The sequence below is a fragment of the Acidovorax sp. LjRoot194 genome (assembly GCF_964253015.1).
Taxonomy (GTDB): domain Bacteria; phylum Pseudomonadota; class Gammaproteobacteria; order Burkholderiales; family Burkholderiaceae_C; genus Acidovorax.
The window spans coordinates 2,975,877-3,000,079 of record NZ_CAXUQB020000001.1 but is presented as its reverse complement, the minus strand read 5'-3'; the positions used below and the strand labels follow the sequence as shown (position 1 = coordinate 3,000,079).

The window sequence follows — 24,203 nt, the reverse complement described above, 5'->3', positions numbered from 1 at the left end:
AACCTAGATCAAATCCAAGCCTGCCGAGCCAACTCAGCCCTTGCGAAGCCGCAGTGCGTTGGCGATCACGGACGCCGAACTCAGGCTCATCGCCAGGGCCGCGATCATCGGCGACAGCAGCCAGCCGGTGAAGGGATACAGCAGACCTGCAGCAATCGGTATGCCCAGTGCGTTGTAGAAGAAGGCGAACATGAGGTTCTGCTTCATGTTGCCCACTGTCGCCTCGGACAGTTCCCGCGCTGTGGAAATCCCCCGCAGGTCGCCCTTGACCAGAGTGACCTGGGCGCTGTTCATAGCCACATCGGTCCCGGTCCCCATCGCGATCCCCACATCCGCCTTGGCAAGTGCGGGCGCGTCGTTGATCCCGTCCCCAGCCATGGCAACGACACGGCCTTCGGCCTGCAGGCGTGACACCAGAGCCAGCTTGTCTGCAGGCTTGACTTCGCCATGGACCTCATCAATCCCCAGCTTTGCGCCTACCGCCTTGGCGGTGGTCATGCCGTCGCCCGTGGCCATGACGATGCGCAGTCCCGCCGCATGCAAAGTGGCCAAGGCTTCCGGCGTGCTGGCCTTGATGGCATCCGAGACCGCCAGCAGGCCTTGAAGCTGGCCGTCTGCCGCCAGATACATCACACTGGCGCCTGTCGCGCGCAAGGCCTCAGCCTGCGCCACCAGCGGATCTGCAGAAACGCCCACCTGTTCCATGAGGACTGTGTTTCCCAAGGCGAGCTGGCGCCCATTGACCCGTCCGCGTACGCCAATACCCGACCCGGACTCGAAGTCCTCGGGCTTGTCCAGCACCAAGCCCTTGGAGCGGGCCGCCTGGACAATGGCATCGGCCAGCGGATGCTCGCTGCCTTGGTCCAGACTGGCCGCAAGGCGCAGCACTTCGTCCTCGGACAGACCGGGCATGGCCACCACACGCTCGAAGGATGGTTTGCCCTCTGTGAGCGTGCCGGTCTTGTCCACGATCAGCGTGTCCACCTTTCGCAGGTTCTCGATGGCTGCAGCGTCCCGAAACAGCACGCCACTGGTCGCGCCCCGGCCTGTAGCCACCATGATGGACATGGGCGTTGCCAAGCCCAACGCACAGGGGCACGCAATGATCAGTACGGCCACAGCATTGACCAGGCCATAGACCCAACGTGGCTCCGGCCCGAACAGGCCCCACGCGAAGAGTGTGAGTAACGCGATACCTACCACGGCCATCACGAAGTACCCCGCCACCTGGTCCGCCATACGCTGCATGGGAGCCCGTGAGCGCTGCGCTTGAGCGACCATTTGAACGATCTGGGACAGCATGGTGGCGGAGCCCACCCGCTCGGACCGGATCACCAGTGCCCCGTTGGTATTGAGCGTGGCTCCGATGACGGCGTCCCCAGGTCCTTTGACGATGGGCACAGGCTCGCCAGTGAGCATGGCTTCGTCTACCGCGCTACTCCCCTCGACCACGACGCCATCCACCGGGACCTTCTCCCCAGGGCGTACGCGCAGCAGGTCACCCACGTGGACGTGGGACAGCGGGACGTCGCTCTCCTGGCCGTTGGCATCGATGCGCCGAGCGGTCTTGGGCGCCAGGCCCAACAGTGATTTGATGGCGGCCGAGGTCTGCGAGCGTGCTTTGAGCTCCAGCATCTGGCCGAGCAGAGTGAGCGAGATGATGACGGCTGCTGCTTCGAAGTACACCGCCACGCGGCCCATAGCCTGAAACGAGGCTGGAAATACCCCAGGCGCCACGGTGGCGACTAGGCTGTAGACGAAGGCGGCACCGGTGCCCAGGCTGATCAGCGTCCACATGTTGGGACTGCGGTTGGCGATGGATTGAGCGCCGCGCACAAAGAAGGGCCAACCAGCCCAGAGCACGATGGGCACCGTCAGCACGAGCTCGATCCAGCTCTGGGTGGCCATTTCGAACCACTGCAGGCGGTGGCCCACCATGGCCAGGACGGTGACCACTGCGGTCAGTGGCAGTGTCCACCAGAATCGATGCCGGAAATCCACGAGTTCAGCGTTGTCTCCCTCCTCCAGCGTGGGCAGCATGGGCTCCAGCGACATCCCGCATTTTGGACAGTTTCCGGGATGGTCCTGCTGCACCTCTGGGTGCATGGGGCAGGTGTAGATGGCCCCGGGCTGAGCTGCTTCAGGCTCGGCCCCAGACGTGCCATCAGCGCCCGGTACGTACTTCTGCGGTGCCTCGACAAAGCGCCCCTGGCACTTCGCGCTGCAAAAGTAGTAGTTGTGGCCCTCGTGGAGCGCGGTGTATTGGGACTGGGCAGTCACCGCCATACCGCAGACGGGGTCGTTCAGCGCCGTCGAGAATGGAGGTTTTCGACCTTCATGAGGCGGATGCTTGTGGTGAGCATGATCGTGTGGCGCTGCTGTAGCCATGGTGGTACTTCCTGAAGATGAGTGTCTTGTCCTGCGCGGTATTAATTGCGGTCTGATCCGCCGCCATGCGAACCGTGGCTCCCATGTCCGTGGAAGAGGTGCATTAGCGGGCAGGGCAACAAGAGCAGGTAAGGCCAATAACCTGCGATATGCGACCAGTCCTCTCTGAGCAGGAAGAATGCCCCGATCAGACCAAGCATGATTACTGCACCGATCAACTTCTTGCTGCTGCCTGAAGGCTTTGTAGCGCCAGAATGCTCAGTGGTGTGGCTGTGGTTCATGGTGTTCTCCAACAAAGGTCACAGGTGGTGGACCTCGTGGGAACGATAAGGCTTAACACGGTGGGAGTGTCAAGCATGAACCTCCGCCACCTTTGACCTCAATCAAGGCCGCGGACTTCACCGAGCGTCCGACCGGCACAGCCCTGGATCTTGACGATCCAAAGACCCAGGGCTGCGACATCGGGCCGAGGACTTACTTGGCGGGAGCGGCAGGTGCCTTGCCGCTGCGGGCCAGAAATGCATCCAGTTCAGCGATTTCCTTTTTCTGCGCTGCAACGATGTCCTTAGCCATCTTGAGCATTTTGGGATCCTTGCCATCCCGCAACTGGGCCTGGGCCATGTCAATCGCACCCTGGTGGTGGACCCGCATCATCTGGGCAAAGTCCACATCAGGATTACCCGACATTGGAACGGATGCCATCTTGTCGTTGTTCTCTTTCATCATGGCCTTCATGTCCATCTTGCCCTGAGGCATCGATTGATCAATGCCGCCTCCCTTCATGCCGGAATGAGGTGCGTTCTGGGCCTGAACAGACAGGGGTGACAAGAAGCTGCAAGCAACGAAAGCGGCAGCGGTGAGCGAGTGGGAAGCGAAGAATTTCTTCATGGTGTTCTCCAAGTGTTGAGCAACGTGATCAAACGGCACGCGCCATGGCGTCGCACTCTTGGGCGCATTTGAGACAAGCCTGCGCACAGGCCTTGCAGTGATCAACTTCATGCTTGGTGCACTCATCGGCGCAAGCCTTGCATATCTGCGCACACAGCGAGCAGATGGCAACCGCGTGCTCGCTGTTGCGCGCCATGGCATCAGCCGCCAAGCGGCAGATCGCCGCGCAGTCCGCGTCTAGTGCGATGCAGCGCGCCATCATCTTCACATCATCCTCCTGAAGGCACGCGGCGAAGCACTGGTTGCATGCTGTCGCACACGCCTGGCAGGCCTCGATGCACGACATGAAGGGGTTCTTGGTATGGTTCATTGGGTTCTCCTGAGGGTAGGTTCAATGGCTTTATGGATCGACTCGAATCCGCGCGATTGACTGCACGGTGCAAGGATCTTCCGCCGCTCATGGCCGGCCGCGCTGTAGGTAGTCACCGACGATTGGCCATGCAAACGAGTCATTTGCGCTGCACTGCCCTCGAACATTACGCAGAGATATCAAAGTCGTAATCACGGCGTCACCTTGTGGCGAAACTCGAGTCTTCAACGTTCAATGCCATGGACGTGCCTCGCAGAAAAAGTGCAGGGAGCGCATTGATCGGCACTGTGGCTCTCAGCGACATGGCGATGGCGCTCACACAGCGCTTCAATAGCAGCGCGCCGCTGGTACATCGCAGCTTCAACCGCCTTGCTGCGTCGTTCCGCTGTCCCACGGATCTCCCCTGTCAAAAGCGTAATCCGTCCGTCACCTCGAAGTCGGCGTGCGGTTTCTAGACTTCTTTCCGTGGTGCACAAAACGCCACCTGGATGGACCATACCGGGCATCCGGCGTCACAGGAGACCATCATGAAAGTTCGCACCGCAATCCTCGTCGCCAGCCTTGCTGCGTCCGCTACTGCGTCGTTTGCGACATCCGTTTATCACGCAAGCCCAAGCCAGGAAGAAGGCGTCAGCCTCGCGCCTGACCATCTGGGTAATGCGGTGAGCCGCCAGGCTGTCGAGAGCTCCGTGCTGACCGCCCAGAAGGATGGATCGCTCTACTGGGTCAGCCGTGGCTACCCCGCCACCTATCCACTCGTCCCGGGCCCCAAGCTGACCAAGACGCGTCAGCAAGTCACGGACGAGCTGCAGGCTGCCAGGCGCAATCCCGTGACCAGCGACGGCATGCGCGACTTGGGCGGAGAAGCGGGCTGGGTCAACGCTCGCCAACTGCCCTGAAGACTTGATCACCTGTCCGGCTTGCGCGCGCCGGCCCATACCGTCGCGCGGTTGCCCCCCATTTTTCATCACTCATCACAAAGGAAACACACCATGAAGCTCAAGTCCACCCTTATCGTTTTTTCCCTCCTTGCCGCTCCCGCCTTCGCGTCGGATCAGGCAGTCAGCAAGACGCGAGAGCAAGTACAGACCGAGTTGGCACAAGCTCAGCGAAGCGGCGACATGCTGGCCTCCGGCGAGTCCGGCCTGACGCTCAAGCAATTGAATCCGGCTGCGTACCCGGTTACTGCGTCGATGCAGGGCGCAAAAACCCGCGATGAGGTATTGGCAGAACTGGATCAAGCGATTCGTACGGGCGACATCCTGGCTGGCGGCGAGTCCGGCTCGAAGCTCAATGAAGTCGCACCAGGCCGATATCCCGTCATTGCCAGCGCGCCTTCCAAGACGCGTGATCAGGTCAAGAACGAATTGGCACGCGCCATCCGCGAGGGCGAGCTGGTGGCTGTGGGTGAAGACGGCCGCAAGCTCAACGAAATCTATCCGGACCGCTACCAAGCATCCCACCACGCTGCCGTCGCTGTCCACTCGGACGCGACCACCCAAGCTCCGCAGTTCTGAGTTTTTCTCCGGGCGCTGGCAGCCCGGGGCAGGTGCTCGGGAGAGCAGGTTGACTTCGATTTGTCTAGGGGCGGGTTTGCTAGAGATCTCCGCCTGCGGATCTTCAAACCTGCATGTTCATCACATCGGTATATGCCTGAACGATGCGATTGCGGCTCTGTAATGTCGCCTGAAACGCTATGTTGGACTTGACGCCCGCGAACATCGTTTCTTCCAGGCTCACCGTGGGATTGCCGAACGTCACTTCGCGGCTCAACCGGCCAGATTCGCTTTGCAACTGGCTGGTCGTCGCCAGTGCCTGCTTCATCGCGTCCAGGAATCCGCCTACTTGAACATCCGGCGGCTTTAGCCCGGAGCTGCCAGGAAGACTGACGGGCGACAAAGTATGCAATGGCTTGGTGGTGACGTTCATGACGTGGCCTTCGGGGGTGATTCGAGGGTGGTATCTGTTGCCTCGAAAACCTACCGAGGCGATGCACCATCGTAGATAGACGGCGTGGATCTGTAGCCATCTCAAAGCCCATCGGCGCCCTCCAGTCTTCCGGTTCCGGATGACAGAAACTTCATCTCGCCGAAAGGTATGGTGGAGCAGCTCAAGGCTTGCACAGCGCCGCTCGCGGCGTACGATTCGCGGAAGCGCGGACACTGCAGCTCAACGACGCTGCGAAATCTCCAGCAGCGGCTTGATGCTGGAGCCGAACCGGCCCATGGGGGCGTGGTGCAGTTCCAGCTGGCTGTAGGGCAGGTAGCGGATTCCCAGTTCTGACACCCGAGAGAACGCAGGCCGTTGCAGTTGCTCGGCGACCTTGTCTTTGCGATTGTCCGGTGCGACCAAGAACAGCACACAGTCGCCTGCCATCGGTGTGCCCAGTGCAAGGTCGAGCATGCGCACGATGCCTGAGTGGATGGACGTGGTGTGCTCCACTTCGAACGCGGCGGCGGCACGCGAGGTCCTCGGGTCCACCCAGAGAACATCAATCAGCCGAATCGATTCCAGGCCACGGTCCACACTGGCAGGCAATTGCCCGAGACAACCGTCTCCCAGCAGGCCGCTGCCATGAGAGCGGCCTCGGTCATTGGAGGCGATCCAGACCTCAAAGCCGAGCGCCTTGCCCAGGTCGCGCAGTGACGCCTGAACACTCGTGTGGGTCGCATCGCTTTCGCTGGCTTGGGAGACCTCGCGTTGCACCACGGCGGACTCCTGCCGAACCCGTTCAAGGTCCTCTTTCCATAGAGCTGCTGCTGCCGCATCCATGGCCGTGGGCGGCGCGGTGTAACGCCCGCTGCCAACATCAAACATGAGTCCTGCAATCGCGCCGAGATCGTTGGACAGTCTCAGCCGGTGCTGCGCGTTCAAGCGCAGCAAGCCCTCACGCATCGAAAGGTAGTGGTCCCAGCGCCCGAGCTTCACGCGCCCTCCGGTCACCGCGTTGAAACCGTTGACGATGGCCGTGTTGAAAGGCGCGACCAGCGTTGGGTGGATGAAGTACAGCAAGTTGGCGACCGCTGGTCCCAGGCCCTTGATACCAATCGCATCAATGCGCTGTATGGCGGCCACCACGTCTTCTGCGCAGTCGCAGTGGTCACAGGTGTGTAAAAGGTCCGCGAAGGCGCGCTGGTTGTCCGCGTTCTCGTAGATGTCCGGAATCCGCAGCTTGGGTTTCCAGAGGAAGGCGTGATCTGCTCCCTTGAAGATCTGGCGCTGCTCCGCGATGGATCCCACGATGGTCTCCAGCGAGGAGCCTCGGTAGGCGTTGCCAAACGTACCGCCCCGGATGTCCTGCACCACCTGCGCAATGCCTCGGCGAATGGAGCGGAAGTTCTTGATCCGCTGGTCCCACAGGAACCAGGTGTTGTAGGTGCTGCTCGGGTCGGCCCTCCAGCAGTCTATGAGCGTTGCCAACGGGTCATGCATCTGTCGTGAGGTGCTTGCCAATGCTTTGTGCACTGGGGAAAAACATCGTAAAACAAGTCCTGCCATCAAGCGAGCTCACCGAGATACGCCCCCGGTGCGCGTGAACGATTGCCTGGGTGATCGACAAGCCCAGGCCCGCGCCGTCCGAGTCCAGTTGCTTGCGCGACTTGTCCGCTCTGAAGAAGCGATCAAACAGGCGGGGGATCATTTGCGCATCGATGGAAGGGCCGGTGTTAACGACATCCACCGTGGTTCCGTGCAGGTCCCCTTGAATGTCAACGACTATTTCCTCGCCGGGCGGGGTGTAGCGAATGGCATTGGACAGGATATTGCTCAGCGCCCGGCGCAGCATCAGCCGGTCACCAGTGATCTCTGCCGCGCCGATCAGCTGCAAACGGACCTGTTTTTCTTCAGCAAGCGCTTCGTAGAAATCAAAGAGCGCTTGTGCTTCAGCATGGACCTCAATCTTCTCCGTGCTGGGAAGAATGAGACCGTGGTCCGCCTTCGCCAGGAACAACATGTCCGCGACCATGCGCGCCAGACGCTGGTACTCCTCCGCGTTGGATGCGAGGATGTCGCGGTACTCGTGCGGGGAGCGTGCCTGGCTGAGGGTGACCTGTGTTTGCGTCATCAGGTTGTTGATGGGGGTGCGCAGTTCATGGGCCAGGTCAGACGAAAACTCGGAGAGGCGGTCGAACTCTTCTTTGAGGCGCCGCAGCATCTCGTTGAGGGTGATGGCTAGGTCTGCCATCTCCACCGGGAACTCCTGGCTGGGCATCCTTTCGTCCAATCGTTGCGCAGTGATCGCCATTGCCCGAGAGCGCATGGCCCGAAGGGGCGCCAGGCCATTTTTTGCAGCCCACCATCCCAGCACCCCGGCCACCAGGGTTGCGAGTGCCACATAGCCAACCAGGACCCGGATGAGCTCGTACATAAAATGCTGGTGGTGGGCTATGTCCAGCGCTACCCAGACCTGCAGAGGCGGCTCGGCAGAACCCGGCAGCGTCACAGCTTCGGACATGCCTCGGTACTCACGGTCCTTGTTTCGCCATGAAGCCACACCCAAGCGGGAATGTTGGGCCCGCACGCTCAAGTCCGCCGGAAACTCAAAGTCCTCCGTCGAGTACAGCGATTGCCCGTTGTGAAGCACGGTGACGAACAAGCCCTCGTGACTGTGCAGAACATCATCCAGCCGGGTCTTGAGATCTTGCGGCGACTTCGATTTGCCGATGACTTCACGCGTCAGGTGAACCTTGTCACGCAACGCATCGCGGTCAAGTTCCACGAAATGTCGGTCGATGGAAATTGCCACAAGAGTTCCCAGGCCGATCAGCACCAGGGCGGACGCCAAAGTGAAAAAGGCCGTCAACCGCGTGGTGAGCGAGTACCGTGCCTTCACGCACTCTCCTCGGGAGCCTCAAGCACATACCCCATGCCTCGGACCGTCTGGATCAGCTTTACTTCATAGGCATCATCCACTTTGGCGCGCAGCCGTCGCATCGCCACCTCGATCACATTGGAGTCGCTGTCGAAATTCATGTCCCAGACCTGTGATGCGATCAAGGAACGGGGCAGCACTTCCCCTTGCCGGCGCATCAACAGCTCCAGCAGTCCAAACTCCTTGGCAGTCAGGTCGATACGCTTGCCCGAGCGGATGACGCGCCGGCGCAGGAGGTCGAGTTCCAGATCAGCCACCTGCAGCAAAGTCACCTCGGTGCCGTTTCGTCCGCGCCGCAAGATGGTCCGCACCCGTGCCAGCAATTCCGCAAAGGAAAACGGCTTGACCAGGTAATCATCCGCGCCCAGCTCCAGACCTTTGATCCGGTCCTGCACCTGATCCTTGGCGGTGAGGAACAGCACCGGCATCTCCTGGCCGTGGCGGCGCAGATTCGTGAGCACCTGCCAGCCGTCCATCCCAGGGAGCATGACATCCAAGATCACCAGGTCGTAGTCACCTTCCTGGGCAAGGTGCAGACCATCCACCCCGTTATGGACCAAATCGGCATTGAAGCCAGCTTCGCGCAACCCCTGGCGCAGGTACTCGCCGGTTTTGACTTCATCTTCAACGACCAAAATCTTCACTAGGTCCCCCTGGCACTGCGAATGGCCGCAAGTGTGCCTCCAGATCACAGGCTTTCGTGCACATGACAAAGATGTAATGAGGCCGTTATGTCCGCGGAAGCCGTGGGCTCACACAATGCGTTGCATCAAGAACGCATGGTGAACTCATGAAAAATTCCTGGCTTTCACGACCTATCTCAAGCCGCTGGCTTGCCGCCGCGCTGGTGGCGCCGTCCATGGCATTTGCCCAAATGCCCGAGGCAGACACCGCCAAGGTGGAGTATCAGCTGTCGTACCGATCAGCCCTGGCTGGCTTTGACGCGTACAAAGACCAACCCGTACAGCCCTGGAAGGCAGCCAACGACAAGGTCGGGGAAATCGGTGGATGGCGCACCTACGCCAAGGAAATGCGCCAGGCACCTTCCGCGCCTGGCCAGGAGCAGCCCGCACAAGGGCATGACGCACGCCATGGAGGCAAGCAATGAGCCGCCCCTTGCGCATGCCCCGCGCCAAACTAATGGTCGTTGTGGCCGCCGTCACCGTTTTGTCTGGCTGCGCCAGTGTGAATTTGGAGCAAAACCTCTCCAGCGCCAACGCAGCCACAGGCAGCTTCACGGACGGTCAGCTCACTTTGGCCCGGGGTCAGAACGAACGAGATGCCTTGCGCCAGCGCGCCTCAGATCTGCTGGCCAAGCCGCTCAGCCAAAAAGATGCCGTGCAGCTCGCGTTGGTCAACAGCCCGTCGCTGCAAGCGATCGTCGCGCAAAACTGGGCAGATGCCTCTACCGCAGCGCAATCGGGCCGCATTGCCAACCCGATTTTGACCTTGGAGCGCGTTCGCCTGGGCAGCGAAACTGAGATCGGGCGCCTGTTGTCGTTTGGCCTGCTGGACCTGCTGACGCTGCCCATGCGTAAAAGCATCGCTGATCAGCGCATCAAACAAGCCCAGTTACGCCTGAGCAGCGACGTGGTGGACCAAGTCACGCAGGTCCGGCAGTCGTGGGTGCGCGCCGTTGCGGCGCAACAGACGCTCACCTATACCCAGCAGGTCGTTGCCAGCGCCCAGGCCAGTGCAGAGCTGTCCAAGCGCATGCAGGCGGTGGGTAACTTCAACAAGCTTGAACGTGCCCGCCAGCAAGCGTTCTATGCCGACACGGCAACCCAGTTGGCCAGCGCCCAGCACCAGGTCACCGCAGCACGCGAGGAATTGGTCCGACTGCTGGGCCTCGACGATAGCCAGGCGAAGGAACTCAAGCTGCCGGAGCGCTTGCCTGCGCTGCCCAAGGAGCCGCTTTCTCCTTTGGATGCAGGCCGCCAGGCGTCCAAGGGACGGCTGGACCTACAGATCGCCAGGGCCGACTACGACGCAGCTGCGCGCGCGCAAGGCTGGAACACGGTCACGACATACACGGACATCGAACTGGGAGTACGGCGAGACTCTGTGTTCGATAAGACAGAGGGCACCCACTCGACACGTCGTGGCTTTGAGGTCAGCCTGCAGCTTCCGATCTTCGACTGGGGCGGGTTGCGGCGCGACGCCATGAATGCACAGACGCTGGCGGCAGCCAGCCGCCTGGATGCCGCAGCCCGCGCTGCGGGGTCGAACCTGCGCGAAAGCTACTCGGCCTATCGCACTGCCTACGACATCGCCCGCCACTACCGCGATGAAGTGATCCCCCTGCGAAAAGTCATCTCCGAAGAAAACCAGCTTCGCTACAACGGAATGCTGATCAGCGTCTTCGAATTGCTGGCGGACTCCCGCGATCAGGTCAGCTCGGTTTTGGCTGCTCTGAATGCAGAACAACAGTTTTGGCAGGCGGACGCGGCGCTGCAGGCCTCTCTCATCGGAAAACCCACGAGCGCTGGCGTCGCGGGCGGCGGCGGCGCCGCTGCGGAAGCTGGTGCTGGCCACTGATCCCCCAAGGAACCAACATGAATTCAAGAAGAGATTTTTTCCGGTTTGCTGGCATTGCCGGAGGGGCTGTGGCCGCAGCGAGTGTGAGCCGCGTGGCGATGGCCGCACTGCCAGAGCCCATTTTCCAGGGCAGCGCCGACACCATGGCGCCCCTGGTTCCCAACTCCGGGCGCCCCTACAACCCGGTAGTCACGCTCAACGGCTGGACGCTGCCCTGGCGCATGAACCAGGGGGTCAAAGAGTTCCACCTGGTGGCAGAACCTGTCGTGCGCGAAATGGCCCCTGGCTTCAAGGCCCACCTTTGGGGGTACAACGGCCAGAGTCCCGGTCCCACTATCGAAGTGGTAGAGGGTGACCGCGTTCGCATTTTTGTGACCAACAAGCTGCCCGAGCACACCAGCATCCATTGGCATGGACAGCGTTTGCCCAACGGCATGGACGGTGTGGCAGGGCTGAACCAGCCCGCTATCCAGTCGGGAAAGACATTCGTCTACGAGTTCGTGGCACGCCGCCCGGGCACCTTCATGTACCACCCGCATGCCGATGAAATGACCCAGATGGCCATGGGCATGATGGGCTTCTGGATCACGCACCCCAAGGCCAAGCATCCGCTGATTGATGAAGTGAATCGAGACTTTTGCTTCCTGCTCAGTGCCTATGACATCGAGCCAGGGGCCGCAACGCCCAAAGTGGCGGAAATGCTGAACTTCAATCTGTGGACATGGAACAGCCGCATCTTTCCCGGCATCGACTCCCTCAATGTTCGGCTCAATGACAAGGTCCGCATTCGTATCGGCAACCTCACCATGACGAATCACCCGATGCATCTGCACGGACACGAGTTTTTGGTGACCGGCACGGATGGCGGTCCCACACCCAAGAGCACGCGTCTCTATGAAGTGACCACCGACGTGGCCGTGGGCCAGATGCGCCAGATCGAGTTCCTCGCGGACGAAGAAGGCGACTGGGCGTTCCACTGCCACAAGAGCCACCACACCATGAATGCAATGGGTCACGACATTCCCACCATGATTGGCGTGGACCATCGGGGCGTTGCCAAGAAGATCAACAACCTGATTCCCGACTACATGGTCATGGGCGAGCGCGGCATGGCCGACATGACCGAAATGGAGATGCCCATCCCGGACAACACCATTCCCATGATGACTGGAGAAGGCCCGTTCGGCTCGGTCGAAATGGGCGGGATGTTCAGTGTCGTCAAAGTACGCCGCGACCAGAAACCGGGTGACTACAAGAACCCTGGTTGGTACAAGAACCCGGAGGGCACGGTGGCCTACGAGTACACCGGCCCGATGGCCGAGCCTGCACGGTTCAAAGCCGAGGGCGGCCAGTCCATGCCCCGTAAAGAAAAGTCGAGCTCCGACACCGTCGTCAAAGTCAAGAAGCCGTCTTCCCACAGCGGCCACTGATCATTCCATCCAACCTTTTCACTACGCAAGGTGCCTTATGAAACGCAGTCTCTCCCTCATCGCAGCCTCCACACTGGTCGCCCTTTCCTTGAACACATTTGCCGGCGGCAACCACGGTGGCGGCCATGACGGCGGCGGCGCCAAGGGCAACGGCAGCGCTGAAACCGCTATCGGCCAGCCAGGCCAGGCCAGCAAGGTGACTCGCACGATCAATGTGGACATGGCCGACACCATGCGCTTCACACCTGCGGCTATCTCCGTCAAGCAAGGCGAGACCGTCAAGTTCGTGATCAAGAACAGCGGACAGGTCAAGCACGAGTTCAGCATGGGAACTGACGCCGAACTCAAGGAGCACTACGAAACCATGAAGAAGTTCCCTGAGATGGAACACGATGAGCCCAGCAAGATATCTCTGGCACCCGGCAAACAAGGCGAGATCGTCTGGCAATTCACCAAGGCGGGCGACGTCAAGTTTGCATGCCTGTATCCGGGCCACTACGACGCTGGCATGAAGGGCCAGGTCACCGTGGTCAAGAAGTAACGGCACGAACGCCTTCTCTGTTTGAACAAGGAGCTCCTATGAAAACCGCAACCAATTTTTTGATGGGCGCAGCGCTGTCGCTGGCAGCGCTGCTGCCGGTGGCGGCGTCGGCCCAGGCCAGCGCTGACGCTGGCAAATCCGCCTCCGCGCCTGCAGCCTCCATGACGGAGGGAGAAGTGCGCAAGATCGACAAGGAGGCTGGAAAGATCACCATCAAGCACGGTGACATCAAGCACCTGGAGATGCCAGGAATGACCATGGTTTTTGCAGCCAAGGACAAGGCACTGCTCGACAAGGCTCAGGTCGGCGACAAGATCCGCTTCATGGTGGTGAGCGAAGCCGGAAAAATGATCGTCACAGATATCGAACCTGCCAAGTAAGAAAAGCATCTCCCTGCGCGCCCTCGACGACGGGGGCACTTTCTCGTTAACACACCACTCCTCAAGGAAAAACCATGAAAACTCTCTTGATCGCTCTCGCACTGACTGCCGCATCGTCCGCGTTCGCGGCTGGCGACACCCAAGAAGCTACCCCGTACACCAACTCCAAGGCGCAAGCGCATGGAGAGGAGCACAAGCAGGCTCGCCCTGCAACTGGTGCGAAAAAGACCAAGGACGGCAGCACCGCTCGCGGAGAAGGTTCTGGCGTGCAGGACACCAGCAAGTCCGAAGCCCGTGGGCAGGACAAGGCCAACGAGCGCGAAGCCAAGCCCCACAAGGAAACGAGCCCAGGGACCACCCCTAAGTAAGGCCGACATGAGGTGCAGCGGACGGGTTAAGCCTGTCCGCGTCATCGTCACGTCGCAAGCGCTGTGCAAGTGAGGGCGTCTGAGCACGGGCCTTCGCTGGCCACGACGGTGTATGGTGAGGCTGACATGACCTACGCTCTATTTGCCAACTTTGCCGAAGACACCAGCGGTGGCTGGTGGGACCTGGTTCTACGTGGAACTTTGGAGCAGTGCATCTGTGCTGGGAACTCCGTCAAGACAGACTGGGCGCACATTGTCGATATGGAGACTGCCGAGATCGTCCGCTGGAAAAGGCGCGATGCAGCGGGACCGCCGCTTGACCTAGTTTCGTGGTCAATCGGCAATGATGCGGACGTTCCCTTGACCTTCGGCATGCTGCTTTCTTTCCAGGAGCTCTGCAAGCTGTCGGCGCTTGGAGGCTCAAGATGGGTGCGTGCTCAACTAATGAAGGCAACGGCTTCGCCTCCGCCCGCCGACGTGGCAACGGCTTCGGCCATGCTGCGCTTCCTACTGAGTTGTCCTTTGCCAGCACTCGTTCACGGCTCGCAGGCGAGCCTGGTGGAGGAGCTTCAAAAGCACGGTTTGCTGCAAGCCGAATTTGCCTATGCGGATTCTCCTGAAGAAGACATGGCAACGGTACTTGCTATAACGGAAAAGGGTCGCGAAGCTCTGGCCACCGGAGTTTCTTCCTCGATCAATTCCAACTAGATAAGCATAACTCGAAAAAAACTTCCGCTGCCCATTTCGGTTGCGATCTCAGCAGACTTCCCTCATGGCTGATTGCGCTTTGTGCCTTCATGCAATGTCGGTTACCGCATTTTGCGAGACGAAAAACTTATCTGGGCCTTATCGACGCCCTAAATAAATGACAATCATTAGTCGTATGCCATTGGATTGCCTTGTTGTCGGGGGCGGTCCTGGTGGGCTCACTTCAGCAATATATCTCGCTAGATTTCGCCGAACTGTGCTCGTCGTCGATTCGGGGCGTAGTCGCTTGTCATTGATTCCCACATCCCACAACTATCCCGGATTCCCGTCCGGCATAAATGGTCGAGAGCTGCTATCTCGTTTAAATCTGCAGGCGCGACAATTTGGGGCATCAATCAAAAGTGGCATAGTTGATGAAATAGTGCAGGAAAATAATGAGCTGTTCAGGGTGCGATTCGGGAACTCGGTTGTGTTCGCAAGAGCCGTCATTTTGGCCACCGGCGCTTCAGACGTGTCACCTCCCATAGAAGATTACGAGAGAGCTTTGCGCAAAGGCATCCTGCGCTACTGTCCAATTTGCGATGGTTTTGAAGCTATAGGAAAGAAGGTCGCGGTTTTGGGAGAAGGAGTTCACGGGGCAAAGGAGGCAGCCTTCATCCATCATTACGCCGAAGACGTTACCCTCATGGATACGTCCGAGGATCCATATCAAGACGCAGAATTTAAATTTCTGAAGGCAAGTGGCATCAAATTTTTTGATGGTGATACAAAGTCTTTGAGGTTTGCGAAGAACGCAGTTTCCGCTGTCGGACGCGATGGCGCCGAGATCATTTACGATATTATTTATTCGGCACTTGGGCTAAGCACTAACAATAAGCTCGCGCGTCAACTTGAACTTAGAACCGACGAAGATGGCCAGATTGAAATCGATCAACATGCGCAAACTTCCTTGAAGGCTGTTTTTGCCGTCGGGGACGTTGCGTCCGGCCTAAATCAAATTACAGTGGCCACTGGGCAGGCGGCTGTCGCAGCTACAGCCATTCATAATATGCTCAGGCAGTAAATTTCCGTAAAGGCCATAGATGCGGCCTTCCCAGAGTAGCGAGCATGACTAGACTCAATTCACCCGTGCGCAATGGCATCGTGCATCCAAATGATGAGATCCAAATGACTATTCCCGACCGGGCTAGACATCGAAGCAAGGTCGGAAGTTAAGAAAGGTCCGCGTATATCGGGCCGTAATGTATTGATCAGAGGTGAGTCCGCGCAGAGAATCTAAACCATGAAGCACGGCGGCCTGGGCCTGAACCTTACGACCAAGCGCTCGTGCAAGCGCGAATTCCTGGCGGAGATGGAAGGCGTTGTGCCGTGGGCAGACCTGGTGGGCTCGATCACGCCGTTCGCGCCGAGGGCATCCGTTCCGGGTGATCACGCCAGTTCGGGCATGTGAAGGTGCGCTACCGAGGGCTGGCCAAGAACAACGCGCAACGGCACACCCTGTTCGGCCAGTCTAATCTGTGGATGGCGGGGGCGTTTGATGGGAACGCGGGCATGAGTGCGCCTGCAGCGGCCAGCGGGCCGCAAAATTGACCCCAGACAGTGCTGCGATGTCCTGCGGATGAGATGTCGCGGCGAATTCATTCGACCGCCCTGCATCAGCACATCTCGAAGCGAACTACGCAGACCTTCCCTGACGCTCCCCGTGTAAAGTCTTTCGAAAATCTAAGCCTCTCCTGGTCGCTCATTTTCCCAGCGCTCGCCCACGACAGGGAGCGCGAAATGCGTTCAATGGCCGGTGCGGTGGATGTGCACACCCCTCATCCAAGTCATTAGATCCAGGTGACTCGCAGAAAGTCCACCCGAAGCCACACCTGCCTTTTTCCCCTTCTCGCTACGCCGATTTGGTTTGACGAAACTTGCGTTGTGGTTGGGCACAGAGGGACTGTCGGTCGCAAGGTTGTCCAGAATCGCGCAGTGCGCATGATCGTCGCCAGCGCATACGGAAACCAGCTGCTCCAATGCTGTTTTCATCTCGACAATTTCTCTGAGTTTCTCTTCCAGGTCTGCAAGATGACGCTCGGCAATCGCTTTGACTTGCCGACTGGTACGGCCCGTGTCACCCCACCGACCGATCAATTCCGCAATCTGAGCCATCGAGAAGCCGAGCCGGCGCGACTGCCGGATGAACCGCAATACAGAGACCTCGCGTTCGCCGTACTTTCTGTAGCCAGATTCACTTCGCTCGGCTTCGGGCAACAAGCCGGTCTGCTCGTAATGGCGGATCATCTTGGCGGACACGCCGGCGGCCTTGGCTGCATCACCGATATTCATGAGTGTGCTCATGGAGGCTCCTGTCTGATGAATTGTCGAGAGCAGGACTGTCCACCTTGCCACGATGTCAATGTCAAGGCCCCGAACAGTCCTCGGAGCACGACGCAACTCAGGCGGGAGGGTACCCGGCCTCCGTCAATGCTTCGGCCAGTGTCGCGCGGTCTTCAGTGCTTTGGACAGTGACAGTGCGGTTGGCCATGTCCACCTGCACCTTGCTCTGCGGATCGGTCATCTGCAGTGTCTGGCTCACCATTCCAGCACAGTGGCCGCAGGTCATGTCCGGGAGTTGGAATTCATGCATTTTTTCACCTCTTGGAGAAACGTTAAGAGGTGCCCAGTCTCGGGTTTGCCACGGGGGCAAGGTCAAGTCCGTTGGTGGTCCGAAGCCGCGTGTTTGCCACTTGTGTCTCCCACCGTGTCAAGCCTGACAGTTCGACTGCCGGTGACTGCCGGAGCCAAACACTTCTTGGAGTTGACATGAATGCCACTGCCAACGAGGCGCTAACGTCCGCCTCTTTTTCGACCACTCACCTGAACTTCCCTATTATGGGCATGACCTGCGGCTCGTGTGTTGGGCGGGTCGAGCAGGCTCTCAGAGCCGTGCCGGGTGTTCGTGAGGTGACCGTGAACATCGCTACTGAGCGAGCTTCAGTGGTCGCTGCTTCTTCAGTGGAGGTACCCACCCTAGCAGCAGCGGTAGAAAAGGCGGGCTACGCAGTGCCAGAAGAGTCACTGGAGCTCTCAATAGAGGGGATGACGTGCGCGTCGTGCGTCGGCCGGGTCGAAAAAGCGCTGAAGGCCGTGCCTGGCGTTAATCACGCCGAGGTCAATCTGGCGACGGAGCGAGCCCAGGTTCGCTTCGATGCGGGAGTCCCGCCCGACCGCTTGGTCGCCGCCGTCGTGAAGGCGGGCTACGAGGCACAGGTGGTGGACGCGAGCACTCCGTCAGAAGTCGGGAAGCAGTCTGCGCCTTGGTGGCCCGTTGCATTGGCGGCCGGCTTGTCCGCACCTCTTGTGCTGCCCATGCTGGGCATGCTGTTTGGTCAGGACTGGGCACTCAACGGCTGGATTCAGCTGGCCTTGGCCACACCTGTTCAGTTCTGGCTGGGCGCACGGTTTTACCGTGCCGGCTGGAAGGCGCTGCGCGCCGGTGCCGGGAACATGGACTTGCTGGTTGCATTGGGTACGTCTGCCGGGTACGGATTGAGCTTGTACCTGTTGTTTAAGCATGCAGAACACGCCACACCTCACCTGTACTTCGAGGCCTCAGCCGTCATCGTGACCCTCATTCTGCTTGGAAAGTGGCTGGAAGCCCGAGCAAAGCACCAAACCACGGAGGCGATCCGGTCGTTGCACGCGCTGCGGCCGGAGATTGCGCGTGTTCGCACGGAGGCTGGCGACTTTGATCTGCCGCTCGCGCGGGTGAAAGTAGGAGATACGGTGGTGATTCGTCCCGGAGAGAGAGTTCCGGTGGACGGATCGGTGATCGAGGGAGCCAGCCAAGTGGATGAGTCGCTGATTACCGGAGAGAGCTTGCCCGTCGCGAAGCATGTCGGTGACAAAGTGACCGGGGGCGCCGTCAACGCAGAAGGCTTGTTGCTGGTTCGAACTACCGCTATTGGGGCCGAGTCCACGTTGTCGCGGATCGTCCGCATGGTCGAGTCGGCGCAAGCAAAGAAGGCACCGATTCAACGGATAGTTGATGAGGTCAGTGCCGTCTTTGTCCCCGTCGTCCTCGGCCTTGCCGCAATCACGCTGGTAGGCTGGGGTGTTGCCACAGGCAATTGGGAACAGGCGATTCTCAATGCCGTCGCGGTGCTGGTCATCGCGTGTCCATGCGCGCTCGGTTTGGCGACTCCCACTGCGATCATGGCAGGCACAGGCGTTGCCGCACGTCACGGCATCTTGATTAAGGATGCGGAGGTACTTGAGGTCGCCCACCGCATCGACACCGTTGCTTTTGATAAGACAGGCACCCTGACTGAAGGCAAGCCCACGTTGGCGGCAGCGATTCCTTCTGATCAGCATGGCGAGCAGCTACTGCCATTTGCTGCGGCCATTCAAAACGGTAGCGAGCACCCGTTGGCAAAGGCGGTGATGGATGCAGCGCGTGCAAAGGGATTGATCGTCCCCCGGGCCACCGAGGTGACTGCTGTTGCTGGCCGGGGTATGTCCGCTACCGTTAAGGGACGCCAGATACGCCTAGGAAGTACCCGTTACATGGATGAGCTGGGCGTAAGTACAGCAGCCCTGGCGGCGGCAGCAGCACAGATGCAGCAAGAGGGGCGCACCGTATCGTGGCTTGCCGATGTGACCGATGCCCCTGCCGTAATGGGTATGTTGGCGTTCGGAGATACCGTCAAACGCAGCTCGCAACAGGCCATTGCACAGCTGCACGGCCTTGGCATCCAGACCGTTCTGATCACCGGTGACAACAAAGGAAGCGCAGAGGCAGTGGCCCGGGCTTTGGGCATCGATCAGGTCCGCGCCGAGGTGCTGCCGGAAGGCAAAGCAGATATTGTTATCCAGCTCAAGGCGGGTGGCAGGCACGTTGCAATGGCCGGCGACGGGATCAACGATGCGCCCGCTTTGGCGGCGGCGAACGTGGGCATTGCCATGTCCACGGGTACAGACGTGGCCATGCATGCGGCTGGCATCACTCTCATGCGCGGCGATCCCGCGTTGATAGCCGATGCCATCGATATCTCCAGACGCACATACGCGAAGATCCGCCAAAACTTGTTTTGGGCATTCGCGTACAACGTTGTCGGAATCCCCTTGGCCGCGTTTGGATTCCTAAATCCCATGGTGGCTGGAGCTGCCATGGCCCTAAGCAGCGTGAGTGTGGTGAGCAACGCACTCCTGCTGCGGTCTTGGAAGAGGTGAACCGAGCCTTTCTACGTTCACTAGCTGGTCTCAAACCCACTGATCTGTTTGTTCAACTTTCTGAACAAAAGCCCGCTGATTGATCAGTATTCTGAACAGCCGGGACTGTCTTTTCACTATGTCGACTCGTTGGATCGGCTGAACGGTATGTCTGCTTTGTCTGCTTGTCTGAATGGGAACAGTTCTCTCGTCGAGGCTCGATAGTTTTATGAACTCACGAAGCAGCGACAGGTTTAGGCGCGTTCACCTTTTTGGTCGAATGCACAGCTAGAACAGTGCACACAAAACGCACACCGCTCCAACGCGCACTCAGCGCAGTGAGGAGGTACTGAACAACGAATAGCGCAGCAGATGCCCAGAAGGCAGTCGTAGAAGCACCGCAATAGTGAAGGGCCGGGAGGACAAGCGCAAGAAGCAGCAGCGAGACCGTTGCCATATCACGGTACAAAAGGAACAACCTGTGGGCCTCGGCGACCTCAGGTTCGGTACCCACCTGCCTGTACAGCTTGTACCACTTGGCGTTCTGCTCTGCAGGATCCTTGGGCAGGACTCCAACATGCCTCTTCAATGCGCTCATGTCGACTCGCTTGTCGCTAGGCCCATACCGTGTGAAGGCCTGGCACCCTGGCAAGACCCCTAAGGGCTTCCAATAAACGAGCATCGACTTGACATCGTGCGGGAGAACATTGATCACCAGAAGAACCAGTACCGGCAGTGCCAATGAGAACACGAGGCGAGCCATGCCCAGTCGCGTCATTGTTTGTGCTTGCACCCATTCTGGAGCTGCCAAAGCCAGCACGACGCCCAAGTCAATCAATGCGATGGAAGTAAGCCAAACCAGATTGAGCGATTTCAGGGTTCGGGGAGAGACCGCTTTCATCCCGCGTACTCCGTGTCGATGAAGTAGCTGCCGTCCGCAATCGTGAATTGGATCCATCCGTCACGTCGCGTCGTCAGCACGTGTCTGTCTCTTCCGGTACTACGTACACGAACGCCACTATGGCGAACGACCCGGCTGTAGTCCGGGCCCATTTTTTGTGTTTCGTGTTCAATTGGCTTGTCCGAGATCACAACCGCATCAGGGGTAAAGTGCTCAAAAATCTCAGGGCAGAAGCCACTTTCGCGCCCATGATGGGACGCTACGAGGATGTTTGTATCGCGCAGCTTGGCGCAAAAATCAGTGCGCTGCAGCAGGGCCCGCCAGCCGGGTTTTTCCAGGTCTCCAGGAAAAAGAATTTTGAACCCATCAAATTCGATGAACACAACCAGACTGAGATCGTTCGTATTTGTGAATTGCGGGTAGGTGTTGTAGAAGGTCGTGCAGGTAATGCCGCCCATATTTTGATTAAATGGCTGCGCAGGAGCGCCTTGAAAATTTTCGCAGTTGGCGATAAAGCGTTTTGCATCCTTCGTGAGCGGACCACCTGCGAGTTTCATCTCTCTCCAGTGCTGGGCGCTTGGACTCGGATTGCGAAACCAGACGGGAACATAGATCTCCTCATCCCAAAGTCCTTGCAGATCATTCATGTGATCTTGGTCCGCATTGGTAATGAAAAGGTAGTCCAGCTGGTTCCGATCAAGTGCGTACTTGATAAAAGTGCTCGGGCGCCAACTTGAAGTGCACCCAGAATCGATCATTGCGAGTCGTCCTGGGGAACCGTCCATTTGATGATGAAACATCGCGCACGCGCCATGTTGCACGTCCCATACTCGCAATAGCATCTGCCCAGATTGAGCCATATCCCCCCTTTATTTACGGCCAGGATTTCAACGAGTTCTCAGCGATTCATGGAGACGCATCGCGGAGGAAGGAAAAATCGCTTTATAGCGCACTGCAGGAAAGTTTCAGTGCTGTACCGCGGCCGTTGGCAAAAACTCCACGCCTGTACGCTTGACCAACTCAGGGTAGCTGATCGGTGGTGCCACCGACTCTCCCTCGCGGTTCGCCTGCCAGTGCGCCCATGCCTTCTGGGTTGAAGCGTCGTATACCAGTTTGTAGAGATAGGTCGGTACCTTTACGCCGTTGGCTCCAATACGCGGCCCTTGATCTGTAAAGACCGGACCTGTAATCACAAACACGTCCCCCTTGGCACGCCGAGCGTAGTGCCGCGTGTCTTGTTCGATCTTGTTCCATGCGCCCCCGTTGTGCTGTGCATTTTGGGGGACCATGTTTGCTAGGCTAAAGCTTTGGGCCATCGCAGTTGGAGTGGGCATGTCACCTGCAGGCGCCATATGTCCTCGGCTGTACCCGGAGCGTTTGTAGTCGTCCAGCTCGGCCCGCTCTGAACTTGGAAGCCGCGCGTCGGCAAAGAATCTTTTTGCCCGTTTTTCATCCGCGTCTTCGACAGTTCGGCGGTTTAGGCGTTGGGCGACATACACAGGTGTCTTGGTCGTACCGCTGTGCAGTACCGCAAAGGCCTCGTAGCAAAGCTCGCGCATTTGGGGTCGGGGCGTGATCGTCGGTGGCTTGCCGCGAGCAAAAAATTGTGGACACTGAGCGAAGCTTGTCGGCTCTGGAGTGAGAAGAGCCACGCTGTCAAATTGCGGAAAACGTCCCCACGCCAGGTGTGGCGGTGAGATGCTGGCGAGCGCTAGTAGGAGCGAGGCAGTGGCCCGGCGGGTAGGGGGCGTCCGAAAGATCATTCGATTCACAGCTGAGGAAGCAACAATATGGAGCACGATTGAAGCATTCTTTCCAGCCCTCATGGGGCCGATATGTTCAGATCGCCAACCGTTTTATGCCGCAAAAATGGATCAGCTTTTGCCTGTATTAGTCGCATTGAAGCGACACGCCGGATACGAAGATGTGCACCCCGACCTAGTGATGGAAGATGCCATGAAGCCCGGCTGGCCATGGTCATTTGTGAGAGATGAAGGGTCGGCTGTAGTGGTTGCCATTGAGCGACCCGAAGGCTATGAGCGGACTCTCGCAACCACCCTCGCGAAGGATGTCGTCAAGCCTACTTGGCCTTCCTGGTCAGTCGTCAAGCGGTAGTGGCTGCGCGTCGCTCCGCCTGCCTGCAACGATTAGAACCCACCTGTCTGAGAGGCAGCGCGTGCACCTCACGACGCCACTTCCTTCACGCCGAACGGATGTGGGGCGCTATGTCTCCGACGGGGCCATCGTTGATGTTTGCCTTCAAAATTCGGGGGATGTCATTTGGGCTGAACCGTTTCCTCCATAGCTCAATGCCCTTAACCCGCGAAGCGATAACGACTGCCGACCTTGCTTTGGGTCAGGCAGCTACCGTCGGTAATTGTCGATCAGATAGATAAAACAGGCTTGATCATTGCATTTGGTGCATCAGAAGGTTCTGTACCTTCGACTGACGCTTATCGCTTCTGACTTGTCACGAAGCGCGCTGCCACGATTGCGGCCGCTAAGCCAACGCGCGCCGGAGTAAGTGGCTCCGACGACGTTCGGTACGAGATCATTGAGAGCTTCTCGTCTAAAGAGGAAATGCGCTTTGCACCTGTCTCCGGTGCAGTGGGCGGCTCCGGGTTGCCATCGGTTGGTCTGTGTGAGCCGTTTTCTCGAGCATAGACTTTGGTGAATTCAGCGCCGAGCAGGAAGATTTGTGCCGCATAGTAGACCCAGATGAGTAGTACTGCGATCGAACCTGCTGCTGCATAGGTTGAGCTGACACCAGCTTTACCTACATACAGGGCGATGAGCACTTTGCCTATTTCGAACAAAACGGCCGTAACGGCAGCACCAATCCACACGTCATTCCATGCAATCTTGACCGATGGCATCAGCTTGAAAATCATCGCGAAAATCGCGGCTTCGACCGTCAATGAGATCGCGAGATTTAGGCCTTGAAGCACAAACTCCCACCCCGGAAGCATTGCCGAAAACAGCTTGCCCGTCGCTGCCACTGCAGCGCTTACGACAAGGGATGCAGTCAGAAGAAAGGCCAAGCCGAGAATCAGTCCAAATGACAAAAACCTTGCGCGTAGGAGCCCCCAAAGTCCGCTTGGCCGCGCCTTTTCTGGAACGTGCCAGATGCGATCTAGTGCGCTTTGCAGCTCAGCAAACACGGTTGTCGCGCCAACAATCAGCATGACAATACTCAGTCCGCTTGCAATCACTCCTTCAGCTGGCTCCCTGGCTGTGCTGATGAGTCCTTGTATTGCGCTCGCTCCATCATTACCGACAAGGCCCGAAATCTGGCTGTGAAGAGATCCTCGTACTGCGTCCTCTCCGAACACATATCCCGCCACAGCGATGACGATGATCAACAACGGGGCAATTGAGAAGGCGGTGTAGTACGAAATTGCTGCCCCCATGCTGGGCGCAAAATCGTCTACCCATTCGACTACTGATTGCTTTGCTATTTTGAAGATTTGAGAGATTGACATAGCGCACTATGTTCACCCCACAAGTAGCTTGCTGGTGTAGGAACGCTCCACCGAGCCTGCGTGATTGCATCCTACGCCTTGCCATGTGCCTTGACGCCATTACGACTTCGTTGGCATGAACGATGGCTGGTGCTTGGCTTCGA

General features: G+C 58.7%; 25 protein-coding genes and 2 pseudogenes. 13 read left to right on the top strand and 14 right to left on the bottom strand.

Annotated elements, in window-relative coordinates; all coding sequences use genetic code 11:
- Positions 1 to 33: 33 nt before the first annotated feature.
- From ACSQ3N_RS13515 to ACSQ3N_RS13500, 4 genes are all read right to left on the bottom strand, one after another.
- On the bottom strand, positions 34 to 2,388 hold the full coding sequence (locus ACSQ3N_RS13515) for a heavy metal translocating P-type ATPase (protein ID WP_436146539.1): 2,355 nt from the start codon (positions 2,386 to 2,388) through the stop codon (positions 34 to 36).
- 41 nt (positions 2,389 to 2,429) lie between these two features.
- Entirely contained in the window at positions 2,430 to 2,669 is a 240-nt protein-coding gene (locus ACSQ3N_RS13510) for a DUF2933 domain-containing protein (protein ID WP_436146538.1), read from the bottom strand.
- A 193-nt stretch (positions 2,670 to 2,862) separates the two neighbouring features.
- Positions 2,863 to 3,276 carry a DUF305 domain-containing protein gene (locus ACSQ3N_RS13505; RefSeq protein WP_436146537.1) on the bottom strand — a complete coding sequence of 138 codons (414 nt, stop codon included), beginning with the start codon at positions 3,274 to 3,276 and terminating at the stop codon, positions 2,863 to 2,865.
- 28 nt (positions 3,277 to 3,304) lie between these two features.
- On the bottom strand, positions 3,305 to 3,646 hold the full coding sequence (locus tag ACSQ3N_RS13500) for a four-helix bundle copper-binding protein (RefSeq protein ID WP_436146536.1): 342 nt from the start codon (positions 3,644 to 3,646) through the stop codon (positions 3,305 to 3,307).
- Positions 3,647 to 4,173: 527 nt separating this feature from the next.
- Between ACSQ3N_RS13500 and ACSQ3N_RS13495 the strand changes: the two genes are divergently transcribed.
- Positions 4,174 to 4,545 carry a hypothetical protein gene (locus ACSQ3N_RS13495; protein WP_436146535.1) on the top strand — a complete coding sequence of 124 codons (372 nt, stop codon included), beginning with the start codon at positions 4,174 to 4,176 and terminating at the stop codon, positions 4,543 to 4,545.
- A gap of 93 nt (positions 4,546 to 4,638) precedes the next feature.
- Positions 4,639 to 5,163: a DUF4148 domain-containing protein gene (locus tag ACSQ3N_RS13490; RefSeq protein WP_436146534.1), complete on the top strand. Its 525-nt coding sequence runs from the start codon at positions 4,639 to 4,641 to the stop codon at positions 5,161 to 5,163.
- A gap of 103 nt (positions 5,164 to 5,266) precedes the next feature.
- Here the strand turns inward: ACSQ3N_RS13490 and ACSQ3N_RS13485 are convergent, their stop codons facing one another.
- The 4 genes from ACSQ3N_RS13485 to ACSQ3N_RS13470 all read right to left on the bottom strand — a co-directional run bounded on the left by ACSQ3N_RS13485 (position 5,267) and on the right by ACSQ3N_RS13470 (position 9,160).
- On the bottom strand, positions 5,267 to 5,575 hold the full coding sequence (locus ACSQ3N_RS13485; RefSeq protein ID WP_436146533.1) for a flagellar hook-basal body complex protein FliE: 309 nt from the start codon (positions 5,573 to 5,575) through the stop codon (positions 5,267 to 5,269).
- Between the two features lie 240 nt (positions 5,576 to 5,815).
- Positions 5,816 to 7,078: a type II restriction endonuclease gene (locus tag ACSQ3N_RS13480; protein WP_436146532.1), complete on the bottom strand. Its 1,263-nt coding sequence runs from the start codon at positions 7,076 to 7,078 to the stop codon at positions 5,816 to 5,818.
- Positions 7,071 to 8,477, bottom strand: a complete 1,407-nt coding sequence (locus ACSQ3N_RS13475) for a heavy metal sensor histidine kinase (RefSeq protein WP_436146531.1) — start codon at positions 8,475 to 8,477, stop codon at positions 7,071 to 7,073. The genes ACSQ3N_RS13480 and ACSQ3N_RS13475 overlap by 8 nt, the downstream gene beginning before the upstream one ends.
- On the bottom strand, positions 8,474 to 9,160 hold the full coding sequence (locus ACSQ3N_RS13470) for a heavy metal response regulator transcription factor (protein WP_056637568.1): 687 nt from the start codon (positions 9,158 to 9,160) through the stop codon (positions 8,474 to 8,476). Before ACSQ3N_RS13470 ends, ACSQ3N_RS13475 begins: the two co-directional genes overlap by 4 nt.
- A gap of 215 nt (positions 9,161 to 9,375) precedes the next feature.
- Here ACSQ3N_RS13470 and ACSQ3N_RS13465 point away from each other — a divergent pair, with 215 nt between their 5' ends.
- The 10 genes and pseudogenes from ACSQ3N_RS13465 to ACSQ3N_RS13420 all read left to right on the top strand — a co-directional run.
- Positions 9,376 to 9,624 carry a hypothetical protein gene (locus ACSQ3N_RS13465; protein ID WP_436146530.1) on the top strand — a complete coding sequence of 83 codons (249 nt, stop codon included), beginning with the start codon at positions 9,376 to 9,378 and terminating at the stop codon, positions 9,622 to 9,624.
- The gene (locus ACSQ3N_RS13460) at positions 9,621 to 11,054 is read left to right on the top strand and encodes a TolC family protein (protein ID WP_436146529.1); all 1,434 of its coding nucleotides are present in this window, start codon (positions 9,621 to 9,623) and stop codon (positions 11,052 to 11,054) included. The genes ACSQ3N_RS13465 and ACSQ3N_RS13460 overlap by 4 nt, the downstream gene beginning before the upstream one ends.
- Positions 11,055 to 11,071: 17 nt before the next feature.
- On the top strand, positions 11,072 to 12,484 hold the full coding sequence (locus ACSQ3N_RS13455; protein ID WP_436146528.1) for a multicopper oxidase family protein: 1,413 nt from the start codon (positions 11,072 to 11,074) through the stop codon (positions 12,482 to 12,484).
- 37 nt (positions 12,485 to 12,521) lie between these two features.
- Complete coding sequence (locus ACSQ3N_RS13450; RefSeq protein ID WP_436146527.1) at positions 12,522 to 13,025, top strand: cupredoxin domain-containing protein; 504 nt, start codon at positions 12,522 to 12,524, stop codon at positions 13,023 to 13,025.
- Positions 13,026 to 13,063: 38 nt separating this feature from the next.
- Entirely contained in the window at positions 13,064 to 13,405 is a 342-nt protein-coding gene (locus tag ACSQ3N_RS13445; RefSeq protein WP_436146526.1) for a copper-binding protein, read from the top strand.
- A gap of 74 nt (positions 13,406 to 13,479) precedes the next feature.
- Positions 13,480 to 13,773, top strand: a complete 294-nt coding sequence (locus tag ACSQ3N_RS13440) for a hypothetical protein (protein ID WP_436146525.1) — start codon at positions 13,480 to 13,482, stop codon at positions 13,771 to 13,773.
- Positions 13,774 to 13,899: 126 nt separating this feature from the next.
- Entirely contained in the window at positions 13,900 to 14,481 is a 582-nt protein-coding gene (locus ACSQ3N_RS13435) for a hypothetical protein (RefSeq protein ID WP_436146524.1), read from the top strand.
- A gap of 157 nt (positions 14,482 to 14,638) precedes the next feature.
- Positions 14,639 to 15,544, top strand: coding sequence for an NAD(P)/FAD-dependent oxidoreductase (locus tag ACSQ3N_RS13430; protein ID WP_436146523.1), 906 nt, complete (start codon positions 14,639 to 14,641; stop codon positions 15,542 to 15,544).
- Between the two features lie 219 nt (positions 15,545 to 15,763).
- A pseudogene (locus ACSQ3N_RS13425) lies at positions 15,764 to 15,889 on the top strand (IS5/IS1182 family transposase); the annotation flags it as partial.
- Positions 15,879 to 16,071 (top strand): annotated as a pseudogene (locus ACSQ3N_RS13420) (hypothetical protein); the annotation flags it as partial. The pseudogenes ACSQ3N_RS13425 and ACSQ3N_RS13420, both read left to right, overlap by 11 nt.
- A gap of 195 nt (positions 16,072 to 16,266) precedes the next feature.
- Here ACSQ3N_RS13420 and cueR read toward each other — a convergent pair.
- Positions 16,267 to 16,824, bottom strand: a complete 558-nt coding sequence (gene cueR / locus ACSQ3N_RS13415) for a Cu(I)-responsive transcriptional regulator (RefSeq protein WP_436146522.1) — start codon at positions 16,822 to 16,824, stop codon at positions 16,267 to 16,269.
- A gap of 97 nt (positions 16,825 to 16,921) precedes the next feature.
- A complete protein-coding gene (locus ACSQ3N_RS13410; RefSeq protein WP_436146521.1) occupies positions 16,922 to 17,113 on the bottom strand; it encodes a heavy-metal-associated domain-containing protein in 192 nt (63 codons plus the stop codon).
- Between the two features lie 176 nt (positions 17,114 to 17,289).
- Here ACSQ3N_RS13410 and ACSQ3N_RS13405 point away from each other — a divergent pair, with 176 nt between their 5' ends.
- A complete protein-coding gene (locus tag ACSQ3N_RS13405) occupies positions 17,290 to 19,698 on the top strand; it encodes a heavy metal translocating P-type ATPase (RefSeq protein WP_436146520.1) in 2,409 nt (802 codons plus the stop codon).
- 214 nt (positions 19,699 to 19,912) lie between these two features.
- On the opposite strand, the gene ACSQ3N_RS13400 is transcribed toward ACSQ3N_RS13405, so the two are convergent.
- The 4 genes from ACSQ3N_RS13400 to ACSQ3N_RS13385 all read right to left on the bottom strand — a co-directional run bounded on the left by ACSQ3N_RS13400 (position 19,913) and on the right by ACSQ3N_RS13385 (position 24,060).
- A complete protein-coding gene (locus tag ACSQ3N_RS13400; RefSeq protein WP_436146519.1) occupies positions 19,913 to 20,578 on the bottom strand; it encodes a hypothetical protein in 666 nt (221 codons plus the stop codon).
- A complete protein-coding gene (locus ACSQ3N_RS13395) occupies positions 20,575 to 21,225 on the bottom strand; it encodes a hypothetical protein (RefSeq protein ID WP_436146518.1) in 651 nt (216 codons plus the stop codon). Before ACSQ3N_RS13395 ends, ACSQ3N_RS13400 begins: the two co-directional genes overlap by 4 nt.
- 318 nt (positions 21,226 to 21,543) lie before the next feature.
- Complete coding sequence (locus tag ACSQ3N_RS13390; RefSeq protein WP_436146517.1) at positions 21,544 to 22,230, bottom strand: DNA/RNA non-specific endonuclease; 687 nt, start codon at positions 22,228 to 22,230, stop codon at positions 21,544 to 21,546.
- 801 nt (positions 22,231 to 23,031) lie between these two features.
- The gene (locus tag ACSQ3N_RS13385) at positions 23,032 to 24,060 is read right to left on the bottom strand and encodes a YihY/virulence factor BrkB family protein (protein ID WP_436146516.1); all 1,029 of its coding nucleotides are present in this window, start codon (positions 24,058 to 24,060) and stop codon (positions 23,032 to 23,034) included.
- Positions 24,061 to 24,203: the final 143 nt, after the last annotated feature.